This is a genomic window from Pannonibacter sp. (assembly GCF_051860505.1).
Lineage (GTDB): Bacteria > Pseudomonadota > Alphaproteobacteria > Rhizobiales > Stappiaceae > Pannonibacter.
In genome coordinates this window covers 26,166-47,820 of record NZ_JBHYDX010000034.1, presented here as the reverse complement: position 1 = coordinate 47,820, position 21,655 = coordinate 26,166, and the positions used below count along the sequence as shown (strand labels likewise).

General features: G+C 64.7%; 16 protein-coding genes. 5 read left to right on the top strand and 11 right to left on the bottom strand.

Annotated elements, in window-relative coordinates:
- Window positions 1–130: 130 nt before the first annotated feature.
- On the bottom strand, window positions 131–3,172 hold the full coding sequence (locus tag ACTIFE_RS19265) for an aminotransferase class III-fold pyridoxal phosphate-dependent enzyme (RefSeq protein ID WP_439530761.1): 3,042 nt from the start codon (window positions 3,170–3,172) through the stop codon (window positions 131–133).
- A 140-nt stretch (window positions 3,173–3,312) separates the two neighbouring features.
- Between ACTIFE_RS19265 and ACTIFE_RS19260 the strand changes: the two genes are divergently transcribed.
- Window positions 3,313–3,744 (top strand): Lrp/AsnC family transcriptional regulator, encoded by a 432-nt coding sequence (locus tag ACTIFE_RS19260; RefSeq protein WP_439530760.1) that lies wholly within the window; start codon window positions 3,313–3,315, stop codon window positions 3,742–3,744.
- Between the two features lie 706 nt (window positions 3,745–4,450).
- Here ACTIFE_RS19260 and ACTIFE_RS19255 read toward each other — a convergent pair.
- From ACTIFE_RS19255 to ACTIFE_RS19235, 5 genes are all read right to left on the bottom strand, one after another.
- The gene (locus ACTIFE_RS19255; protein WP_439530759.1) at window positions 4,451–5,536 is read right to left on the bottom strand and encodes an ABC transporter ATP-binding protein; all 1,086 of its coding nucleotides are present in this window, start codon (window positions 5,534–5,536) and stop codon (window positions 4,451–4,453) included.
- 36 nt (window positions 5,537–5,572) lie between these two features.
- Window positions 5,573–7,195, bottom strand: a complete 1,623-nt coding sequence (locus ACTIFE_RS19250; protein WP_439530758.1) for an alpha-glucosidase family protein — start codon at window positions 7,193–7,195, stop codon at window positions 5,573–5,575.
- 17 nt (window positions 7,196–7,212) lie between these two features.
- Window positions 7,213–8,340 (bottom strand): carbohydrate ABC transporter permease, encoded by a 1,128-nt coding sequence (locus ACTIFE_RS19245; protein ID WP_439530757.1) that lies wholly within the window; start codon window positions 8,338–8,340, stop codon window positions 7,213–7,215.
- On the bottom strand, window positions 8,340–9,335 hold the full coding sequence (locus ACTIFE_RS19240) for a carbohydrate ABC transporter permease (protein WP_439530756.1): 996 nt from the start codon (window positions 9,333–9,335) through the stop codon (window positions 8,340–8,342). The genes ACTIFE_RS19245 and ACTIFE_RS19240 overlap by 1 nt, the downstream gene beginning before the upstream one ends.
- Window positions 9,336–9,710: 375 nt before the next feature.
- The gene (locus ACTIFE_RS19235; protein WP_439530755.1) at window positions 9,711–11,063 is read right to left on the bottom strand and encodes an ABC transporter substrate-binding protein; all 1,353 of its coding nucleotides are present in this window, start codon (window positions 11,061–11,063) and stop codon (window positions 9,711–9,713) included.
- Window positions 11,064–11,324: 261 nt separating this feature from the next.
- Between ACTIFE_RS19235 and ACTIFE_RS19230 the strand changes: the two genes are divergently transcribed.
- The gene (locus ACTIFE_RS19230; RefSeq protein WP_439530754.1) at window positions 11,325–12,362 is read left to right on the top strand and encodes a LacI family DNA-binding transcriptional regulator; all 1,038 of its coding nucleotides are present in this window, start codon (window positions 11,325–11,327) and stop codon (window positions 12,360–12,362) included.
- A complete protein-coding gene (locus ACTIFE_RS19225) occupies window positions 12,362–13,687 on the top strand; it encodes a GH1 family beta-glucosidase (RefSeq protein ID WP_439530753.1) in 1,326 nt (441 codons plus the stop codon). The genes ACTIFE_RS19230 and ACTIFE_RS19225 overlap by 1 nt, the downstream gene beginning before the upstream one ends.
- Before the next feature lie 98 nt (window positions 13,688–13,785).
- On the opposite strand, the gene ACTIFE_RS19220 is transcribed toward ACTIFE_RS19225, so the two are convergent.
- On the bottom strand, window positions 13,786–14,553 hold the full coding sequence (locus ACTIFE_RS19220; RefSeq protein WP_439530752.1) for a DeoR/GlpR family DNA-binding transcription regulator: 768 nt from the start codon (window positions 14,551–14,553) through the stop codon (window positions 13,786–13,788).
- Window positions 14,554–14,622: 69 nt separating this feature from the next.
- On the opposite strand from ACTIFE_RS19220, the gene ACTIFE_RS19215 reads away from it, so the two are divergent.
- Window positions 14,623–15,243: an NUDIX domain-containing protein gene (locus ACTIFE_RS19215; protein WP_439530751.1), complete on the top strand. Its 621-nt coding sequence runs from the start codon at window positions 14,623–14,625 to the stop codon at window positions 15,241–15,243.
- Between the two features lie 291 nt (window positions 15,244–15,534).
- Here ACTIFE_RS19215 and ACTIFE_RS19210 read toward each other — a convergent pair whose 3' ends face one another.
- The 4 genes from ACTIFE_RS19210 to ACTIFE_RS19195 form a co-directional block, all read right to left on the bottom strand.
- Window positions 15,535–15,909 carry a DUF4440 domain-containing protein gene (locus tag ACTIFE_RS19210; RefSeq protein ID WP_439530750.1) on the bottom strand — a complete coding sequence of 125 codons (375 nt, stop codon included), beginning with the start codon at window positions 15,907–15,909 and terminating at the stop codon, window positions 15,535–15,537.
- Entirely contained in the window at window positions 15,906–17,018 is a 1,113-nt protein-coding gene (locus ACTIFE_RS19205) for a serine hydrolase domain-containing protein (protein ID WP_439530749.1), read from the bottom strand. Before ACTIFE_RS19205 ends, ACTIFE_RS19210 begins: the two co-directional genes overlap by 4 nt.
- Before the next feature lie 626 nt (window positions 17,019–17,644).
- Window positions 17,645–19,561 (bottom strand): PhoX family protein, encoded by a 1,917-nt coding sequence (locus tag ACTIFE_RS19200; RefSeq protein WP_439530748.1) that lies wholly within the window; start codon window positions 19,559–19,561, stop codon window positions 17,645–17,647.
- 80 nt (window positions 19,562–19,641) lie between these two features.
- A complete protein-coding gene (locus ACTIFE_RS19195) occupies window positions 19,642–20,277 on the bottom strand; it encodes a TetR/AcrR family transcriptional regulator (protein WP_439530747.1) in 636 nt (211 codons plus the stop codon).
- An 82-nt stretch (window positions 20,278–20,359) separates the two neighbouring features.
- On the opposite strand from ACTIFE_RS19195, the gene ACTIFE_RS19190 reads away from it, so the two are divergent.
- Window positions 20,360–21,469, top strand: coding sequence for a DUF418 domain-containing protein (locus ACTIFE_RS19190; RefSeq protein WP_439530746.1), 1,110 nt, complete (start codon window positions 20,360–20,362; stop codon window positions 21,467–21,469).
- Window positions 21,470–21,655 lie beyond the last annotated feature (186 nt).

Here is a 21,655-nt window from a genome sequence, read left to right as displayed (position 1 = left end):
AAACCCCCGAAGCACCAAACAAAACAATCCTCTCGCTTCACGGGGAATTATGCAACAGGCCCCACGAGGGGGAGGGGCGCCGATAGACCTCGAACTCCAATAGGCATTGGCGCGAACGAGCTGCCTCCCCTCACCGTCCCCGCGTCTCCACCAGCGCCTGACGGAACACCGTCAGCAACAGGTCGGAGTGGTCTCGGGCGAAGACCATGGGCGGGCGCAGCTTGATGACGTTGTCGAACGGCCCGTCGGTGCCGGCCAACACGCCCAGCTCGCGCATGCGCCCGACGATGGCCCCGGCCCGGGTGCCATTGTGCGCCTTGCTCGCCCGGTCGGTGACCATCTCGATGCCAAAGAACAGGCCGCGCCCGCGCACGTCGCCGATCTGCTCGTCCTCGGCCATCAGCGCCCGGAACGCCTCCAGCAGGTAAGCTCCCTCCCGCGCGGCGTTCTCCTGCAGGCCCTCCGCCTGCATCACGTCAAGCACGGCCGCCGCCGCCCGGCACGACACCGGGTTGCCGCCGAAGGTGTTGAAATATTCCATGCCGTTGGCGAAGGCGGCGGCGATCTCACGCCGTGTCGCCACCAGCCCCATCGGATGGCCGGCCCCGATCGGCTTGCCCATGGTGACGATGTCCGGCACCACGCCATGCTCCTCGAAGGCCCACATGGTGCCGCCTACCCGGCCGAAGCCCACCTGCACCTCGTCGGCGATGCAGACGATCCCCGCTTTGCGCGCCGCCGCATAAATGCCCTTAAGGTAACCCTCAGGCAGGAACACCTGCCCGGCCACAGAGGGGATGGTCTCGGCGATGAAGGCCGCCGGCACCTCGCCCCGCGCCATCAGCCCGGCGATGTTGTCTTCGGCCTGCCCCACATAGCGCGCCCCGATTTCGTCGGCCGGCCAGTCGGCCGGGGCGCGGTAGACCTCGGGCAGCGGCAGTTCATGGGTGGTGGCCGGCTTCCCATGGCCGCCCTTGCGCTTGTACTTGTAGGCGCTGACGTCGATCAATCCCTGGGTCGTGCCGTGATAGGCCCAGTCGATCACCAGCGTACCCTTGCGCCCCGTCACCGCCCGGGCCATGCGCAGCGCCACCTCGTTCGCCTCGCTCCCCGAGGAGGTGAAGTAGAACGTGTCGAGCCCCTCCGGCAGGGTCGCCTTCAGCCGCTCGGCGTAGTCGATGATGGCATCGTGCAGGTAGCGGGTGTTGGTGTTGAGCGTGCCGATCTGGTCGCAGAGCGCCGCCACCACATGCGGGTGGCAATGCCCGACATGGGCGACGTTGTTGTAGCAGTCGAGATAGGCGCGCCCGCCCGCATCGATCAGCCAGACGCCCTCGCCGCGCACGATCTTGAGCGGCTCGCGGTAGGACAGCGACAGGTTGGGGCCGAGCAGCGCCTTGCGCGCCGCTATGAGGCTCGCCTTGTCGCGGCCGGTATTCTCGAAGGTCTCCGGCGGCAGGCCGGCCAGATCATAGGCTTTCGGATAGAGATCCGCCCAGACCGCCTCCAGCGCCGCCTCGCCGACCCCCGGAATGCAGGCAATGTCGGGATAGTCCGGCAGCACCACCTGTAGGTGGAGATGCGGCAGCCAGCCGCCGTTCTGGTCCGTGTCGCCCAGCCGCGCCACTTCCGCGCCGGCAGCGATCATCTGGCCAAGGCTGAGCCGCGCGATCGAGGCATGGGCGAGATGGCCCCACAGCGTGCGGAACACCAGCCCCGGCTCGGGCTCATGCTCCAGCACGATCAGCCCGCCATAGTCGAGCGGGTCCGGGTTGATCGCCAGGCCCACCACGCGCCCCGTGAGCGGCGCGGTGAGCACGGTGCCGGCAGGCGCGAAGATGTCGAGCCCCAGATGCATCTTGCGCCGTTCACCGGCGATCAGCTTGGAGGCAAAGAACGGCGCGGCATAGACCTCGCGCACCTCGCCCCAGGGCCCCATGCCGAGCTCCGCCCCGGCGGCCTCCATCTCGGCCGCATAGAGGTTAGCGGCCCTTGCGTGGTCCTGCGTCCGGCTCGCCGCGACCAGCGGGTCATTCAGGTCGGCAAGCTTCAGCACATGCTTTTCCGCCCGTGCCGGATGCGGCTGCATCAGGGGCGCCAGACGGTTGCGGTGGGCGGCAAGCCATGCCTTCACCCGCTCCGCGCCGGGGGCGGCCTCAAGCCCTGCTGCCTTGCGGAAGATCCCCGTGACGATGTGCCGGTCCTGCCGCGCCAGCGTCTCGATCAGGCGGAAGGCGCCGCGCTCGGAGACGCTGAGATAAGGATTGTCCGCCGCCAGCGCCGCCCGTTCGCTCGACAGGCTGACCGAGATCGCCAGCCGCGCGGCAATCAGATCAGGCAGCAGGGCGAACTCCAGATCGCTCAGCGGATGTTCGGCGTGATAGCCCGCCACCAGTTCGGCCCCGGCGAGGATCGGGTTGTCCCGCTCCATCATCGCGTAGGCGAGGGCGACAGCCACCTCTGCAACCCTTGGCGAGAACAGCGCGTCGCCGAAGTCGATCACGCCCGAGACACGGCCCGCCGCATCCACCAGCAGGTTCCAGTCGTTGGCGTCGTTGTGGATCACCTGATGCGGCAATCTCGCCAGCGCCGGGGCAACGCGGCTGTCATAGGCCTCGAGGATCGCCGCCACCCGCGCGCGGTCGCCCGCATCGCGGATCGCTGCAAGCCGCGACCGGGCGCGCGGCGTCTGGCGGATGTCCCAGTCGAAGGTCCGCATGGCACCGGCATGGCCGAAAGAAACAAGCGCCCAGTCGAGCCGTCCGAGCACGCGGCCCAGATCGCGCAGGGTCGCGTGATCGCCGCGCGCATCCGCCATCGCCTCGCCGGGGAGATAGGAGACCAGCCGGACCGCATGGCTGCGGCCATCCGCGCTGTCGACGGTCCCGCTCAGCGCACCATCGCGCCGGGCAATGAGGCGCGGCACCGGCAGACTAGGATCGGCAATCGCCAGATGCGCCAGCATCGCCTCCTGGAACGCCAGCGCCTCGGGGTCTTCCCCGTGCTGCGAAATCTTCAGGATCGCCTTCATGCCGTCGGCGGCTTCAAAGGCAAAATTCTGGTCGCGCTCGCTCGGCAGCGGCGTCAGCCGGCCGGTCAGGCCATAGGCATCAGCGAGGATGGCGAGCGCCTCGTCCGGACTCAGGGTCGGGCGGTTTTCTTCAATCGGCATCGGTCTCTCCCGTCAGAAGTCCCACCAGAACTGACATGAGAATGCAGGTCAAGGCAGCCGCCAAAGTGGCGGCAGGGCCGCCGCTTTGCTATGTCGGGCCGGCACTCAGGCAGTGGGGGCAAGGCACAAGGGGGGAGGACATGCATCTGGACGAGATCAACCGGCGGATCATTGAGCTTCTAAAGGCCGATGCGCGGCTGCCGCTCAAGACGCTGGCTGCCGAAGTGGGCCTTGCCCGCTCCTCCGTGCGCGAGCGCATCGACCGGATGGAAAAGGCCGGGATCATCCGCGGCTATCACGCCGACATTGCCCCCGAGGCGATGGGCGCCGCCCTGCAGGCGCATCTTCTCGTCCGCCTCACCAAGACACCGGCGCGCGACACGGTTTCCCGCATCATCCACTTGCCCGGCGTCTCCGCCTGTGCCTCGCTCACGGGCGACACGGACCTGATCGTCTCGGTCAGCGTCGCGGACACCGAAGCGCTCAATCGCCTGCGCGACACCATCGCCTCCCTGCCCCACATCGCCGACCTCACCACCGCCATCGTCCTGCGCGACGAGATGCGGGGCTAGCTCTGGCGGGATTACGAAATCCCGCCAGAGCTACAGCCTCCTCTCCCCAGTCCCGCGGCACAGCCTTTCGCTCCCCTCCCCCTGGTGGGGAAGGCTATCGCATATGAAGCTAGACGGTCGTCGAGGCCTCTCAGCCCCCCTCCCCCTCGTGGGGAGGGGTGGGGGGCACGGTGGCCGCTTGATCGCAAAGTGCGTGAAACACGCCCAGTCAGGAACGCAGGTTGCCTGGATTGCACTCTGTTCCCCCCACCCCTAGCCCCTCCCCACGAGGGGGGAGGGGAACTGAGAGGCTTCCGGTTTCGGAAACGTTGCCCACCCTCGCCGCAGCCTCTTCTTCCCCCTTGAGGGGGAGATGTCTGCGTCAGCGGACAGTGTGGGTGTGCAGCCGTTCCGCAAACGCCGAACCAGTTCTCCTGCCTCTCTTGCCCTCCCATGGCACAACCTCTCGCTCCCCTCCCCCTGGTGGGGGCCGAAGGCGGGGCGAGACCGTTGGCTCGACCCAGGTCGGGTCAGGGGTGGGGGGAGCAGCCTCTCAGAGACTGCACAGCTCCACCTAAACCATCCCCCATCTACCGATCCATCGCCGGTCTGACCGAAGAATCCTCTAAAAACACATCGGCTCGTCAGCCCCCCACCCCTAGCCCCTCCCCACGAGGGGGAGGGGAACTGTGAGGCTTCTAATCCCCAAAGCGGGCCGTCATTCCCCTCACCGGTACAGCAGCGACTTACCGCTATGGAACAGGTGCAGCTTGTCGGGGGCGGCGGTCAGGTGCACGCTGCGGTGCTTGAGGTCACCGTGAATGCCGGGGAGTTTGGCGACCATCTGCCGGCCGTCCGCGTCCTTGCGGAAATAGAGCAGCGTCACCTCGCCCAGCGCCTCGGTGATCTCCACGTCGCCGGTGTAGATCGAGGGCTCAGCGCTGACCGTCAGGTCTTCCGGCCGCACGCCGAGATTGACCTTCAGCCCTTCATCGGCTGCCGTTGTCGCAATGGCCACCCGTGCCATGCCGCCGTTGTCCAGTCGCACATGGGTTTCCGCGCCCGTCGAAACGATCTCGCCGGGCAGGAGGTTCATGGCCGGAGAGCCGATGAACTGCGCCACGAACTCGTTCTCGGGCCTCAAGTAAAGTTCCATCGGCGTGCCGACCTGGCTGATGCCGCCGCCGGCCAGCACGACTATGCGGCTGGCGAGCGTCATGGCCTCCACCTGATCGTGGGTGACGTAGATCATCGTCGACTGCGGCATCTGCTCCTTGAGCTGGGCGATCTCGATGCGCGTCGCCACACGCAGCGCCGCGTCGAGGTTGGAAAGCGGCTCGTCGAACAGATAGACCTTCGGGTCGCGCACGATGGCCCGGCCGATGGCGACGCGCTGGCGCTGGCCACCGGACAGCGCCTTGGGCAACCGGTCGAGATAGGGCGTCAGCTGCAGGATCCCGGCTGCCTTGGTGACGGCAGCTTCGATCTCGGCGCGGCTCTTGCCGGCGATCTTCAGGGCGAAGGCCATGTTCTCGCGCACGGTCATGTGCGGATAGAGGGCGTAGGACTGGAACACCATGGCGATGCCGCGCTGGGCCGGCGGCACGTCGTTCATCAGCATGCCGTCGATTTCCAGCCGGCCGCCGCTGATGCGCTCCAGCCCCGCGATCATGCGCAGCAACGTGGACTTGCCGCAGCCCGATGGCCCGACGAAGACGATCAGCTCGCCCTGCTTGATATCCAGGTTGATGTTGCCGAGCACTTTCACGTCGCCATAGGCCTTGGCGACATCCGTCAGCTTCAGATCGGCCATGGTGGTTCCTCCCTACGCCCTTGTTCTTGGGTCTTGTCAGGCCTTGCGGGTGATCGACACGCCCCAGGGGCCGAGCTGCACGACGCCATCGCGCGGCGCGATGCTGCCGATGTCCTCACCCAGGGTCTCGCGCGGGCCCGCTGGCAGCGTCACATCCGCAGGGGTGTCCGACAGGTTGAAGACGCAGGTCAGCGTCTCGCCGCCGCCCTCGCGCTCGAACACGAGCACGTTGCCCTCGGCCCGCATCGCCGACTGGTTGCCCTTCTTCAGCGCCACCTGCGCCTGGCGCAGGCCGATGGCGCGGCGGTAGTGATGTACCAGCGCACCCGCATCCTGCTCCTGCGCCTCTGCCGCCAGCGGCAGGTGCTCAGCCGGAACCGGCAGCCAGGGCTTGGTGTTGGAGAAGCCGCCATAGCCATTGTCCGTGCGCCAGACCATCGGCGTGCGGCAGCCGTCGCGGCCCTTGAACTTCGGCCAGAACTCGATGCCATAGGGATCCTGCAGGTCCTCGAAGGCAACGTCGGCCTCCGGCAGGCCCAGCTCCTCGCCCTGGTAGATGCAGGCCGAGCCGCGCAGGCACATCAGCAGGGTGATGTAGGTGCGCGCCGCCGCTGGCGTCAGGTTCCAGCGGCTGATGTGGCGCACCACGTCATGGTTGGAGAAGGCCCAGCAGGCCCAGCCTTCCGAGGCGACCCGGTCGAAATGCTCGAACACGCTCGCCACATAGGGCGCCGTCAGTCCGGCCCCGGCCAGGAACTCGAAAGCATAGCTCATCTGCATGAGATCATTGCCGCGGGTGTATTCGCCCAGGATCTCCAGCCCGCGCTGGCTGTCGCCGATCTCGCCAACCGCTGCAGCATCGAATGGCTCCATCACCGCGCGCAGGCGGCGCAGGAAGCCCAGGTTCTCCGGCTGGTTCTTGTCGTAGAGATGGAGCTGGTGATTGTAGGGGTTCACCGCCGGCGCTGTCAGCGTGTTGCGCTGGTCCTTCGGCAGGGGCGGATTATCCCGAAGCTCCTTGTCGTGGAAATAGAAGTTGATGGTGTCGAGGCGGAACCCGTCGACGCCGCGCTTCAGCCAGAAGCCGGCCACGTCGAGCAGCGCGTCCTGCACCGCCGGATTGTGGAAGTTGAGGTCCGGCTGCGAGACCAGGAAATTATGCAGGTAATACTGCTCGCGCCGCCCGTCCCAGTGCCAGGAGGAACCGCCGAACACCGACAGCCAGTTGGTCGGCACGGTGCCATCCGGCTTGGGATCGGCCCAGACATACCAGTCGGCCTTCGGGTTGTCGCGGCTCTGGCGGCTTTCCTCGAACCAGGCGTGCTTGTCGGAGGTGTGCGACAGCACCAGGTCGATCATGACCTTGAGGCCATGCGCATGCGCGGTCTCGATCAGCCGGTCGAAGTCGGCCAGCGTTCCGAACATCGGATCGACATCGCAATAGTCCGACACGTCATAGCCGAAGTCCTTCATCGGCGAGGTGAAGAACGGGCTGATCCAGATGCCGTCGACGCCGAGGCTGGCGATATGCGGCAGGCGCGAGACAATGCCGGCGAGATCGCCGATGCCGTCGTCGTTGAGATCCTGATAGCTGCGCGGATAGATCTGATAGATCACCGCACCACGCCACCAGTCCTTGTCCTTGGTCAGATACGTCATGAAAACAGTCTCGCAGCTTACTTGACAGAGCCGGCCAGAAGGCCGCGCACCAGATACTTTTGCATGGCAAAGAAGACGATCAGCGGCACGAGGATCGACAGGAACGCCGAGGCCGCCAGGATTTCCCACTCGCCGCCCTTGGAGCCGAGCAGCTCACGCAGGACGCCGGTCATCACCAGCTGGCTCTCGGTATTGCCGAGGAACACGGTGGCGACGAGGAGGTCGTTCCAGGTCCACAGGAACTGGAAGATGGCGAAGGAGGCAAGGGCCGGGAAGCTGAGCGGCAGGATGATCTTCAGAAAAATCTGGAAATCCGTCGCCCCGTCCACCCGCGCGCTCTCGATGATCTCGCGCGGAAGTCCGGCCATGTAATTGCGCAACAGGTAGATGGCGAGCGGCAGTCCGAAGCCTGTATGCGCCAGCCAGATGCCGAGGTAATCCTTGCCGATGCCGATGGCGTTGTGCAGTTTCAGGAGCGGGATCAGCGCCATCTGCAGCGGCACCACCAAGAGCCCGACGATGGCTGCGATGATCAGCGCCCGTCCGGGAAAATCCATCCAGGCCAGCGCATAGGCGGCGAAGGCGGCAATCAGGATCGGGATGATCGTCGCCGGGATCGTCACCGTCATCGTGTTGAGGAAGGCCCGGCCCAGCCCTTCGGCGCCGATCACCTTGGCATAATTCTGGCTGGTGAAGGACGGCGGTGTCTCGGCCGTCACGAAGATGCGCGGGCTGCGGCCCTCAAAGGGAACCGGGCTCTCGATCCGGTAGCTGCCGTCGCTGGCCACGCTCACGGTCCGCCCCTCGCCAAGATCAGCCGTCACACCGGGCTCGAAGGCCGTCGGCTCGCGCGAGGTGACGCCAAAGGCCGAGACCGTTCCGGAGCCGCCGTCCAGCGCCTGCCCGGTGAGGACAAACTTCGACCCGTCCTCGATTTGGCTTTCGGCCGGGGCGGCGCGCACGATCAGGTTCTGCGTTGCCGGAAACAGTGCCTGCCACCAGCCGGACGAGGCGATCTGATCGGCGTTGCGCACAGAAGAAACCAGCAGTCCGAAGGTTGGGATGGTCCACAGCAGGACCAGCGCCACCACTGACAGGTTGACCGCCCAGACCAGCCTGGACCGGGTGCCCGCGATATTGTCCATCAGCGCATCTCCTTGCGGGCATTGCGGATGTTCCAGATCATGATCGGCGTCACCAGCAGCATGATCACCAGGGCAACCGTCGAGGCGCGGCCCGCATCATTGCCACGGAACATCCAGTCAAACATGAGATTGGCCAGAACCTGCGTCCCCCACTGGCCATTGGTCATGGCCAGCACAATGTCGAACACCTTCAGCACCAGGATCGTGATCGTCGTCCACACGACGGCGATCGTGCCCCAGATCTGCGGCACCTTGATCTTGAGGAAGATCTGCAAGGGCGAAGCCCCGTCGAGGATCGCGGCCTCGATGGTCTCTTCCGGAATGCCGCGCAAGGCCGCCGACAGGATCACCATGGCAAAGCCGGTCTGAATCCAGATCAGCACCATCATCAGGAACAGGCTGTTGAACGGCTCCAGCGTCAGCCAGGTCTGCGGCGTGCTGCCAAACGCCTCAACAACGGCATTCAGCAGGCCGATCTGCGCCTGGCCCTCGCCCCGGAAGTCATAGATGAACTTCCAGATCACCGAGGCGCCAATAAAGGAGATCGCCATCGGCATGAAGATCAGCGACTTGGCGAAATTGCCCCAGCGGATCCGGTCGGTCAGCGCCGCCGCGATGAGACCGAAAAACGTCGAGGCCGCCGGCACCACAAGCAGCCACAACAGGTTGTTGCGCATGGACTCGCGGAATTTCGTATCCCCGAGAAGCCAGCTGTAGTTGGAGAGGCCGACAAAATTATCGCCCGAGCTGTCATGCAGCGACAGCCAGATCGACACGAACACCGGATAGACCAGATAAAGTCCGAGCAGGCTGACGGCCGGAGCCAGAAACAGCCACGGCCGGATGGCGCTGGCCCGGTTGATGTTCGCCCCCGCATTGGGGCCTTTTGCCGGATAGATCCGGTCCAGGATCAGGTTCGAGGCAAAGAAATAGGCCACGCAGCCGAACACGCCGACCACGATGGTCGAACCCGCCATCATCAGTTGTTCGAACATGCTTCCTCCCGGAGGTTGGCGCTTTTCCGCGCCGTTCCTTGTTTTTCAGCCGTCGACTGGCGAAAAAAGCCTGGCTGTCCTTGATCTAACCGCAGGGCCCGAACCCGGCAGGATCCGGCTCTCTCAGGGTCAGTCCTGCCAGAACCCACCCTCCCCACTCCGGTCATCCTCGCCTTGTGCGGGGATCCAAACGGCAGAAAACCAGACCCAGTACCTTCAGTTCACCGCAAGAGAAGGTGGATCCCCGCACAAGGCGGGGATGACCCCGAGTTGCTTCACAAACCGCCGGAAAAACAGCGTTGGTGCCATCCCGGACCGAACCCTGCCCGGTCCGGGATGATCGGGTTGCAGACTGCGAGCGCGGGCGCGCAGCCCTTACTTCAGCGTGTCCCAGGTCTTCTGGATCTCGCCGGCGACCACCTTGGCGTCCTTGCCGCCGGTGTAGTCAACCATGCCGGTCCAGAAGGCACCCGCGCCAACGGCACCTGGCATCAGGTCGGAGCCGTCGAAGCGGAACGTGCTGGCGCCCAGCAGGATGTCGCCCATCTTCTTCAAGGTCGGATCGCCATAGACATCCGGGTTCACGCCCTTGTGCGGGGTCAGGAAGCCGGTCTGGGCCATCCAGACCTCATGCGCGATCGGCGACTTCAGGAAGTCGATGAAGGCGCGCGTGGCCGGGCTGTCCTTGGTGATGGCAAACAGCGTACCTGCACCCAGCACCGGCTGGCCGAGGTCCTTGGCCGCGTAGGACGGAAAGTAGAAGAAATCGACATCCTCGCCGATCTTGGTGCCGTCCGGGAAGAAGGACGGGATGAACGATGCCTGGCGGTGCATGTAGCATTGCGGCGGCGAGGCAAAGAGCCCCTTCGGGCTGTCGCGGAAGTCGGTCGAGGCGACAGCGCTTGCTCCGCCTGCGACATACTTGTCGTTTCGGGCGAAGTGGCCGAATTCCTCGATGGCCGCGACCACCTTCGGATCATCGAACTTCATGCCATTCGAGGTCCAGGCGTCATAGTCGGCCGGCGACTGGGTGCGCAGCATCATGTCCTCGACCCAGTCGGTCGCCGGCCAGCCAGTGGCTGCGCCCGAGCCGAGCCCGATGCACCAGGGCGTCCCGCCGTCGGCAACGATCTTGTCGGTCAGCGCCTTGAGGTCTTCCATGCTCTTGGGAACTTCGTAGCCGGCATCTTCGAAGTTTTCCGGCACGTACCAGACCAGGGACTTCACATCGACCTTGTAGAAGAAGCCGTAGAGGTCCTCCTTGCCGTCCTTGCCCTTGTAGGTGGACAGATCGACCCAGGACTGGCCTGCTGCATAATTGTCGCGCAGCCAGTCGGCGGTGTCCTGGCCGAGCGGGGCAAGCTGCCCCTTGGAGGCAAGGTCACGGGCCAAGCCCGGCTGCGGGAAGATGGCGATGTTGGGCGGGGAACCAGCCTCGGCATCAATGACAATCTGCTGCTCGAAGCTGTCAGAGCCCGAGTAGTTCACCTTGGCGCCCGTGGCTGCCTCGAAATAGGCGATGACGCTTTCGACCAGCTCCTTGTCTGGCCCGAGCCAGGGCCCGAGAATGGAAATCTCCTGCCCCTTGAGATCCTGGGCCTTCAGCGCCTCGAAGCTCGCCCAGTTGAACTTGGCATCCTGGCCCGGCGCAAATTTCAGCTCCTGCGCTGCGGCGGGACCGGCCATCAGGGCAAGTGCAGCCGCACCCGCCAGAAATACGCTCTTCATCGCTAACCTCCCAGTTGCGAGCGCGCCGAGCGCGGCGCGCACAGTCCTTTGCGGCGGCAAATTCAAACCGCTTTGGATGACGCACACTCGCCGATTGCCGAAGCAGAGTCAATCAGGGCTCCAAAAGATTCAGGAAAGGCCAGCATGACTGCCATAAATCTTGTGCGCCGCAGCGAAGTTCGCTGCTGCAGGGCTTTGACGGAATACCATTGCCCCGTTAGAGTTGCGTGAAATTCAAAGCGGTTTGGAAAACTGTCGTACATGAATCTCAAGGAACTGTCCCGCCAGCTCGGATTGTCTCCCACCACGGTCAGCCGGGCCCTCAACGGCTATCCGGAGGTGAATGAGGCAACGCGCGAGCGCGTCATGGCGGCAGCCAAGCGGTTCAACTACCGCCCCAATTCCCGCGCCCAGCGCCTGGCGACCGGCCGGGCCATGGCCATCGGCCATGTGATCCCGATCGCCAACAAGCACGAGATGGTGAACCCGGTCTTTGCCGACTTCATCGCCGGTGCCGGTGAAACCTATTCCCGCAACGGCTACGACATGGTCCTGTCTGTCGTGCCGGACAACGATGAAGACGCGGCCTATCGGGAACTCAAGGCGCGCGGCACCGTCGACGGCGTGATCGTGCATGGTCCGCGCATGGACGATCCGCGCATCCCGCTTCTGACCGACATCGGTCTGCCCTTCGTCGTGCATGGGCGGGCTAGCGGCAGCCAGACACCCTATTCCTGGCTCGACGTGAACAACCGCCGCGCCTTTCGCCGCGCCACCGACTTCCTGCTTGATCTCGGCCATCGCCGCATCGCGCTGGTCAACGGCCTTGAGTTCATGGATTTCGCCATGCGCCGCCGCATCGGCTTTACCGAGGCCCAGGAGGCACGCGGCCTGACGCCGGCGCCGGAGCTGATGTCGAGTGCCGAGATGACGGAAGGGCGTGGCCATGCGCTGGCTGCCACCATGCTGGCGCTGCCCGAACCGCCGACGGCGTTCCTTGTCGCTTCGATGATTTCCGGAATGGGCGTCCGCCGCGCCGTCGAGGCGCGCGGCCTCAAACTTGGCCGCGACGTGTCGATCATCATCCACGATGACGATCTCAGCTACATGAAGAACGGCGAAGACGTGCCGATTTACACGGCGACACGCTCATCGGTCCGCGAAGCCGGCCGGCAGGCCGCCGAGATGCTTCTGTCGATCATTTCCGATCCATCCGACGAACCCCAGACCCGTCTGCTGGAGGCTGATCTCATCATTGGCCAGTCCACCGGCCCGGTCAGCCAAGGGACCGCTACCTGATGACCTTCGCCCGTTCTGATTTTCCGGCCGGCTTCCTGTTCGGCGCTGCCACTTCCAGCTACCAGATCGAGGGGCATGGTTTTGGTGGCGCAGGCCGCACCCAGTGGGACGACTTTGCCGCAACGCCCGGCAATGTGGTGCGGGCCGAGAATGGCGCACGCGCCTGCGAGCACTATCTTCGCCTAGATCAGGATCTCGACCTGATCCGCGATGGCAATTTCGACGTCTACCGCTTCTCCACCTCCTGGGCCCGCGTCATTCCCGAGGGCCGCGGCCAGGTCAATGGCGAGGGGCTCGACTTCTATGACCGCCTGGTCGACGGGCTGCTGGAGCGCGGCCTGAAGCCCGCCGCCACGCTTTACCACTGGGAACTGCCCTCACCGCTGCTGGACCTTGGTGGCTGGCGCAACCGTGACATCGCCAGCTGGTTCGCCGACTACACCGACGTCATCATGCGCCGGATCGGCGACCGGGTCTGGTCGGCAGCGCCCATCAACGAGCCGTGGTGCGTGGCTTTTCTGTCGCATTTCATGGGCCACCATGCCCCAGGCCTGCGCGACATCCGCGCCACCGCGCGCGCCATGCATCACGTGCTGCTGGCGCATGGCCGCGCGATCCAGGCCATGCGGGCGCTGGGCATGGGCAATCTCGGCGCGGTCTGCAATTTCGAATATGCGCAGGCTGCCAGCGACAGCGCCGCAGACATAGAGGCCGCCCGGGTCTATGACGGCTACTACAATCGCTGGTTCCTGTCGGGCATGTTCCGCAAGGAATACCCGTCGGAGGTTCTGGAGGCCTTCCTGCCGCACATGCCGGCGGGCTGGCAGGACGACTTCGACATCATCGGCACCCCGGTCGACTGGTGCGGGCTCAACTACTACACCCGCAAGCTCATCGCCGCCGATCCGGCCAGCCCCTGGCCGTCCTTGCGCGAAGTAGGTGGACCGCTGCCGAAGACGCAGATGGGCTGGGAAATCTATCCCGAGGGGCTCGAGCATTTCCTCAAGCGCACCCACGCCGACTACACGAAGGGCCTGCCGCTCTACGTGACGGAGAACGGCATGGCCAATCCGGACGTGATCGAGGGCGGCGCGGTGGAGGATGCCGGCCGCATCGCCTATATCGCCAGCCATCTGGAGGCCGTACGCCGGGCCGCGTCCGCCGGGGTTCCTGTCGCCGGCTATTTCGTCTGGTCACTCATGGACAATTATGAATGGTCGCTCGGCTACGAGAAACGCTTCGGCCTCGTCCACGTCGACTTCGACAGCCTCACCCGCACCCCCAAGGCCTCCTACCACGCCCTGCGGGAGGCTCTGGAGCGCTAGCGCATTTCCAGCAGAATCGGGAACCGGTTTTGCGTCCGGAATTTCGTGAAACAAAGAGTTCCAACACTTTCGGCGGCACCGTTTTCGCCGAAAGTGCGCTAGACAAGATGCACTGTCATTCCCGTCTGGCGGATACGCTCCACCGAAGGGGTATCGGCATCCACATCCGTGATGACTGCTGAGGCCGCCGACAGCGGCGCGATCTGGTAGGCCGAGGCAGCACCAAGTTTTTCCTGCGAGGCCAGCACCACCGTTTCGGCCGATACGCGCATCAAGGCCCGTTTTAACGCCGCTTCCTCGAAATGCCCGGTCGTCAGTCCGGCATCCGGCTCCACACCGGTCACCCCCATGAAATAGGTTTCCGCCCGCAGCCGGGCGATATCTTCCATCGCCTGGGCTCCCGTTGCGATCACCGAATGCCGGTCGAGCCGCCCGCCGATGAGGATCACCTCGATACCGGCATGGGGCAGAAGCTCCACCGCGATCAGAGGACTGTGCGTGATCACGGTCGCTTCGAGACCTTGCGGCAAGTGTCGCACCAGCTGCACGCTGGTTGTTCCGCCGTCGATCACCACCACCTGCCCTTGGCCGATCATGGCAGCGGCAGCACCTGCCACGCGCGCTTTGCTTGCTTCGGCGATTTCCGTTCGGGCCGCATAGGGCGCCGTTGCCGGCGATGCCGGCAAGGCCCCGCCATGCACGCGTACCAGCTTTCCTGCCGCAGCCAGTTCCCGCAGATCGCGCCGGACCGTGTCCTCCGACAGGCCAAACCGTAGGGCCAGATCAGCAGCAACCAGCCGGCCGTCTCGCGCCAGCAGATCCAGCAACAACGTCTTCCGTTCCGAAGTCAGCATCTTGCTCTGCACGTTTTATCTTGACTCTGCACGTTTTTGCACGCTTTCCTCCTGCCGTCCAGTTCAAACAGGATTCCACGCATGCCAACGCCCGCTTCCCTCCCCGCCTTCCTTGGTGCCTCGCTCGAAGGCCGCGTCGAGATCGACACGCAGGAGCTCTTGTCCGCGAACTGGGGACGGCTGACGAAATACGGCTTCCGTTATCGCCGCTCCGATGGCGACTGGCAGCCGCAGGTGCGCGAGGTCTATGACCGGGGCCACGGCGCCGTGCTGTTGCCCTATGACCCGGTGCGCCGCCACGTGCTGCTGACCCGCCAGTTCCGCCTGCCGGCGCTCGTCAGCGGCCATGCGGAGGAACTGATCGAGGCCCCGGCCGGCCTCCTCGACAATGCCGATCCGGAAACGCGCATCCGTCTGGAGGTGGAGGAAGAGACCGGCTACCGGCTGGGCCCCGTCGAGCAGCTGTTTGCCCCCTTCATGAGCCCCGGCTCCCTCACCGAACGCCTCACCTTCTTCATCGCCCCCTATTCGCCGGCCGACCGCATCTCCGACGGCGGCGGCAAGGCGGACGAAGGCGAGGACATCACCGTGCTCGACCTGCCCTTCGACGAGGTCATGGCGATGGTCGCCGCCGGTCGCATCCCCGACGCCAAGACCATCCTGCTCCTCTACCACCTCGCCCTGACGGTCTTCCGCGCGTGAAGACGTCAACGCGCCCTGAGGTTGATGGCAAAATCCGACCCCTCTGGCGTCACCCCGGGCGCAGCGCAGCGGAGACCCGGGGCCTACTCGTTTCCAGAGCGCCGCATCCTGCGCATCATTGGGCCCAGATGTATACTCGTCGCAGTGTGGCAGTATCTGGCAATACGGCACTGCTCTGGAAACGAGTAGGCCCCGGATCTCGCGTTGCTCGTCCGGGGTGACAGCCATTGGAGCAATGACCTTGAAACAAAAAGGGCGCGGCGGCTTGCCCTCGCCTTCAGGAGTCCACGCTTACTCTCTCACCGTGCCCTGATGAAAAACCATCCGCCACCGTGCGCCATCCTGCTTCCAGATAGAGCTTCGCAACACCCGTGGCGGCACCCCGTTTTCGGACGTGCTTTCCGACTGGTAAGTCAGAAGGACCACTCCCTCTGCGAGTAACGTCAGGGCGTGGTCCTGTGTCTTCAAGCCGCTTTCTACCGCACCGCTTTCCGAGGCGAGAAGCTCGATGGTGCGGGCGCGGTCGTAGACACGCCCGGATGAACCAAACTCGAAAAAGCCGTCCGCGAGCAAACTCCCGACCGCTTCCCGCGAGCGCCGGATCTCCGGCCGGTACAGCGCCTCTTCCAGTGACTGAATGTCCTTGAGGAGGGGAACTTTGGTCATTGCACGCGCCTTTGCTCGCTACGCTTGGAACTTGCACCGGAGGCCGGCTGAGACGTCACCTCATCGCGAACCGCCGCAATCCCGCGCCAGCGCATGGCAGCGCCAAAGCCGGGCAGGCCGAAGACATTGGTGGCGAAGGCCAGCACCCGTCCCTTGCCCGGCAGGATCGTGAGATCGGCGTACCAGCGCTGGTTTGAGCCATTGTGACCGAGGTACGGACCGTTCGACCAGGGCTCCTCTCCCTTGACCCAGCCACCGGCATAGTCATCGGGACTGCGTGTGAGGTCCGCGAAAGCGGCGGCGGAAATGACCCCGTCCTCGCCGCGCGCCAGCCGCAAGACGGCAGCGCCATAGCTGAGGAGATCGCCCATTGACAGATGCACCAGTCCGGCCGGTGCAAGGCACGCCGCGAGGTCCGCACGGATGGAGTCGCTCGGCACGGGCCTGCGGAAGAAGCCGAGCAGCGATGTATGGCCGAGCGGCTCGTCCAGCGGCCCTTGCCCGCGCGGCGGACCAAAGCCGAAGCTTGCGAGCCCGAGCGGCGCCGCAATCTCGGCCCGCATCAAGGCCTCGTAGCTGTCCGCGCCCAGCCGTTCGGCGATATGGCTGGCGAGCATGTAGCCGATGTTGGAATAGCTGTGCCTGCCCGGCTTCACCTGCTTCAGCAGAAAGGGCGCGATCATCGCATCCCGCTCGGGGCCATGGGCCGCGCCATGGGTCACCGGCCCATGTCTTGGGAATGCCTGCGCTGTCCGCGGGTTCGCGGTCAGTCCGGCCCGGTGCGCCAGCAGGAGCCTCAGGGTCACCGGCTTCAGCGTCTCGTGCAAGGGGAGAGAGACCAGATCGGCCAGCGGCGTTTCCAGTGTCACTCCGTGCCGGCTTCCGAGCCGCATCAGCAGCAGCGCCGTCATCGACTTGGTGATCGAGCCGATGTGCCAGCGGTCGCTGTCGGTCACGGCGGCCTTGGCGGATGCTGACCGCAGACCATGAGTGGCCAGCATGAAGCCCTGCCCCTCCTGCCAGATCCCGGCGGCGACCGCTGGCAACCGCCCGCTTCGCGTTGCTCCCTCGACAAAGCCAATCAGCGCCGGATGGGGGGGCGCGGCCAAGGGGCAGAGCGTCTGCGATCGTACGACTGGCAGCTGTGGATCCACGGTCCTGTCCTCCGGCAATGCAGCATCGCCGGGACGAAGTCGTAGTCAGCGAACACGTCAAAATTGCGAAGGCATCGCGTCGGCGTGGCCCGATTTGCTGTAGTGCTCCCTTGCCGTCGCCATCTCACCCAGTGTCACCCCGGGCGCAGCGCAGCGGAGACCCGGGGCCTACTCGCTTCCAGAGCGCCGTATCCTGCGCACCATAGGGCCCAGATATGTTCTCGTCGCAGTTTGGCAGCGTCTGGCAATACGGCATCTCTCTGGAAACGAGTAGGCCCCGGATCTCGCGCTGCTCGTCCGGGGTGACAGCTTTTGGGGCAATGGCCTTGAAACGAAAGGACGCGCCCTCAGACTGATGACAAACCCTCTCTTGACATCCCGGGCGCAGCCTAGCGGAGACCCGGGACCGGAGAGCCACAGTCTTTCCGGTATTCACTCATTAAAACATCGGTGCCTCGAACCTCCGGTCCCGGCTCGGCGCTGCGCTTGGCCGGGATGTCCTCGGAGAGGTCGAGACTTGTCAAACGAAAGGGCGCGCCGCCGGCGCGCCCTCCCTTGTCTTCAAGCCCGTCCGCCAGGCCTCAGCCAACCAGCGCGTTGTCCTGGCGCTTGATGGCGACAATGGCCGAGCGCGGCAGCTTGCCGTCGCCGTCCGGGAACGGTGCATCGGGATGCTGGATCCCGACGAACATGGTGCGCTTGTCGGCGGACCAGGTCAGGCCGGTCACTTCCGAGCCCTTCGGGCCGGTAAGGAAGCGCTCGATGCGGCCGGTGACCGGATCACCGGCCAGCATCTGGTTGTTGCCCTGGCCGGCGAAGTCGCCCTCGTTGCTGTCCTCGCCGTCGGTCTGGATCCAGACGAGGCCGGTGGTGTCGAACATCATCCCGTCCGGCGAGTTGAACATGTTGCCTTCGTTGATGTTCTGCGACCCGGCATAGGCGCTGTCCTTATGCACGGCCGGATTGCCGGCCATGGCGAACAGGTCCCACTTGAACGAGGCATCCGCGTGGTCATTGTTTGCCGGATACCAGCGCACGATCTGGCCATAGCCATTCTTCTCGCGCGGGTTGACGGCATTGACGGCCATCTCGTCGCCGCCGGCGTTGGTGCGCAGCTTGCCGTCCTTCACTTCACCGCGGCGGGTGTTGTTGGTCAGGCAGCAATAGGCTTCGATGGCGACCGGGTTGGTGGCGACCCATTCCGGACGGTCCATGGTGGTCGCGCCCACCTTGGAGGCGGCCATGCGGGTGAACACGGCGATCTCGTCGGCCTTCATGCCGGTGGTCTCCGGGGTCAGCGCCAGCCACTCGCCGGTGCCCTCATCAGAGAACTTGGCGACATAGAGCATGCCTTCATCGAGCAGCTTCGAGGTGTCGCCGCCCGGAACATAGATGTCGTTGGAGACATATTTGTAGAGGAACTCGCCGCGCTCGTCGTCGCCCATATAGACAACCACGCGCCCGTCACGTGCGATGACGACGGCAGCGTTCTCGTGCTTGATGCGGCCAAGTGCGGTGCGCTTCACAGGGGTGGAGCTGGCGTTAGACGGGTCGATCTCGACAACGTAGCCGGCGCGGCGCGGCTCGTTCGGGTTCTTCGCCACGTCGAAGCGCGGATCGAACTTTTCATAGGCATAGCGGGTCTCGGCGACGATGCCGTAGCGCTTGTAGTCGTCCGGCAGCTTGAAAGCCGCGTCCGTGGTGCCGAAGTAGCCGTTGAAGTTTTCCTCGCAGGTCAGGTAGGTGCCCCACGGGGTCTTGCCGGCGCCGCAATTGTTGAAGGTGCCAAGGCTCTGCGTGCCGGTCGGGTCAGCTTCGGTCTTCAGCAGATCAGAGCCGGCGGCCGGACCGGAGATCGTCATCGGCGTCAGATGGGTGATGCGGCGGTTGAACGGGCTGTCGACGACAATGCTCCAGCCGTTTTCGCCTTCCGCCACTTCCATGACGGTGACGCCCTGCAGGTTCTGCAGCTTCATCACGTCTTCGGCGCTCACCGGCGTGCCCTTGTCATTCTTCGGCAGGTTGATTTCCGGATTCACATATTCGTGGTTGACGGCAATCACCTGACGGTTGCCGATCAGGAACAGTTCCATGCCGTCGGTGTTCTCACCAAAGATCTTGTCAGCGGAGGCAGCGTCACCGCCGGTTTCGTCGCTGAACGGCGCGGCGCTGGAAAACAGCGGGTCGCCCCACTTCGCCAGCACGTCCCAGGTATAGCCTTCCGGCACATGAATCGTGTTGTCGGTGGCGATTGCGATCGGCTTGAAGGCAAAGCGCGAGGTCGAGGCTTCCGCCGAGGTGCTCGACATCAAGGCGCTGACGCCGCCGATCGACCCCATGGCTGCTGCGGCGGAGCCCATCGCAAGAATACCGCCCAGAAAACCACGGCGCGACAGGGCCTGTTCGACAACCTTGTCGAAGTCCGTCACCGCCGGCGGGGGGGTCTGCAGTTCGTCCCATTCATCCCAGGACAGGTCGTTCTTGTTGATGTCGGTCATGGCTGGCCTCCGAGAGCTGGCTTGCATGGGAGACGCGGGCGCAATCCCGCTGTCTCGCAACCTGCAATATCGCAGCTGCGTCACAAGGGAATGACGGGTGGCGTCCCTGCCTGCCGCTCCAGGTCCAACATCTGCCGCAAATGGGCTTCGGCCCGCTCCGCATCGAGCCCCGGAAAGCCCCACAACAGCATCCCGGCAAGGCCGTCCTGCGTTGCCGTCAGCCTCAGCGCTGTTCCTGCCGGGTCCGGCAGGTTCCACCCCTCCTCCTCGACCAGCCGTGTCAAAAGGCCGGTCAGTCCGGCAAGCAGGGCATGCTGCGCCCGCTCCAGTTCGGTTGCCAGAACCCGGTCTGCGGCGGCCTGCTCCGTCGCCTCGACCCAGAGCCGAAGAAACGGAATGGCGTCTGCGGCAAATGCAGTCCTGAGATAGCGATGCAGCAGATCCGGAGCCGGGACATCGGCATGAAACTGCTCGGCCACCACTTCAGCAAAGATCCTGGCAAAGGCCTCGGCCCGCAGTTCGGCCCAGGTGAAATAATGGTTCAGAAGACCTGTTCCAACGCCGCAGCGCTCGGTCACATCGCGCGTCTTGGTTCCACTGAAGCCACGTTCGAACAAAAGTTCCGCTGTTGCAGCAACAAGCAGGGCCTTGCGCGCATCCGCGCTGATCCGCGAGCGCGCATCCTGCGCGTCCGGTCTGGTCCCGTCCTTGGCCATTTCAACCTCCTGGTTGCAGCCCTTGACAATTGAGCGATCGCTCAATAACTAACTGAGCACTCGCTCAAATGAGGATACCGCCATGTCGCGCGCCCGCAACCCAGAAGTTGATCTGCTGCGCAGTTTCGCATTGGTCGGCATCTGTATCGTCAACCTGCCGCTGCTGGCGCTTTATGACGCGCCGGAACCGATGCGAGAGCCATCCGGCCTCGACGAGATCGTTTATTTCGCCAATGTCTGGCTGCTCGAAGGCAAGGTTTTCCCGCTGTTCGCCTTCATGTTCGGCTGGGGCATTGTCAGCCAGCAGGCTTCGGCTGTCCGGGACGGCCAGTCCTTTTCCCACCGCTACGCGCGCCGCCTCTTGGGCCTCTTGGTGCTCGGCGTGCTGCATGCGCTCTTCGTCTATACCGGCGACATTCTGGTCCTTTATGCCCTTCTTGGCCTGTTGATCTGGCCATGCATCGGCTGGCCCGGTTCGCGTCTTGTCAGGCTGGCACTGGCAACGGTGCCCGTTGCCGCGTTGGCATACGTGGCGCTGGGCAGCCTTTACCTGATCGAGTTTGGCGACACGACCAGTGGCCCCAGCATTGTCACCTTCATGGACGCGGTGGCCTACAGGCAGTTCGACTGGCCCTTCACCTTCAGCTTTGTCGTTTTGTTCAACGGACCGGCCGCCTTCGCCGCCTTCTGCCTTGGCCTTGCCGGCGCACGGGCCGGACTGCTGCAGAAGGACAATGCGCACTACCTGTGGCTGCGCCGCCGGATCATCCCGATCACGCTGGCCGGCCTGACGCTCAGCCTTGGCTACGCCATTGCCGAAGCCAATCTCACGCCGGAGCCGCCGGACTGGTCCGCTGTCGCCGGCATGGCCCTCGGCCCGCTGGGGGCGCTGTTCCTGTCATCGGCCTATTTTGTCGCCATCGTCGAACTCGCCCGTCATTTCACCTTCCCCCAAGCCTTTGTTGCAACGGGAAAAAGCTCGCTCACGACCTACGTCCTGCAGGGCCTGATCGGCGGCGTGCTGGTGTCTGGCTATGGACTGGGCCTCGGGGCACAGATGGGATCAGCAGGCTATCTCGTCACCGCGCTCGTCGTTTGCCTCGTGACGATGCTCTTTGCCCGCATCTGGCAGATCTGGTTCCGGCGCGGTCCGCTTGAGGAAGTTCTGCGCGCCCTCACCGGCACCCGCTGACACACGCAGAGGTCGAGAAGGCGGCAACGGTCGCCCAGGTTCCCCCCCCGTTGCCGGCTTCTGGCACAGCGGGTGCCAACGGTCCCACCCGTTGGCACCCGTTGTTTTTTTTAGCTCTCATGCTGCAACTGCGAAGCAGGGCCGGAAGCCTCGGCAAACAAAGCCATTTTACCACTCGGCGGCAGG

Coding starts and splice junctions, on each gene's coding strand:
- ACTIFE_RS19265 (WP_439530761.1), bottom strand. CDS start 3,172: ATGCCGATTGAAGAAAACCGCCCGACCCTGAGTCCGGACGAGGCGCTC.
- ACTIFE_RS19200 (WP_439530748.1), bottom strand. CDS start 19,561: ATGACCGACATCAACAAGAACGACCTGTCCTGGGATGAATGGGACGAA.
- ACTIFE_RS19210 (WP_439530750.1), bottom strand. CDS start 15,909: ATGACCAAAGTTCCCCTCCTCAAGGACATTCAGTCACTGGAAGAGGCG.
- ACTIFE_RS19260 (WP_439530760.1), top strand. CDS start 3,313: ATGCATCTGGACGAGATCAACCGGCGGATCATTGAGCTTCTAAAGGCC.
- ACTIFE_RS19215 (WP_439530751.1), top strand. CDS start 14,623: ATGCCAACGCCCGCTTCCCTCCCCGCCTTCCTTGGTGCCTCGCTCGAA.
- ACTIFE_RS19190 (WP_439530746.1), top strand. CDS start 20,360: ATGTCGCGCGCCCGCAACCCAGAAGTTGATCTGCTGCGCAGTTTCGCA.
- ACTIFE_RS19240 (WP_439530756.1), bottom strand. CDS start 9,335: ATGTTCGAACAACTGATGATGGCGGGTTCGACCATCGTGGTCGGCGTG.
- ACTIFE_RS19255 (WP_439530759.1), bottom strand. CDS start 5,536: ATGGCCGATCTGAAGCTGACGGATGTCGCCAAGGCCTATGGCGACGTG.
- ACTIFE_RS19225 (WP_439530753.1), top strand. CDS start 12,362: ATGACCTTCGCCCGTTCTGATTTTCCGGCCGGCTTCCTGTTCGGCGCT.
- ACTIFE_RS19235 (WP_439530755.1), bottom strand. CDS start 11,063: ATGAAGAGCGTATTTCTGGCGGGTGCGGCTGCACTTGCCCTGATGGCC.
- ACTIFE_RS19250 (WP_439530758.1), bottom strand. CDS start 7,195: ATGACGTATCTGACCAAGGACAAGGACTGGTGGCGTGGTGCGGTGATC.
- ACTIFE_RS19195 (WP_439530747.1), bottom strand. CDS start 20,277: ATGGCCAAGGACGGGACCAGACCGGACGCGCAGGATGCGCGCTCGCGG.
- ACTIFE_RS19230 (WP_439530754.1), top strand. CDS start 11,325: ATGAATCTCAAGGAACTGTCCCGCCAGCTCGGATTGTCTCCCACCACG.
- ACTIFE_RS19245 (WP_439530757.1), bottom strand. CDS start 8,340: ATGGACAATATCGCGGGCACCCGGTCCAGGCTGGTCTGGGCGGTCAAC.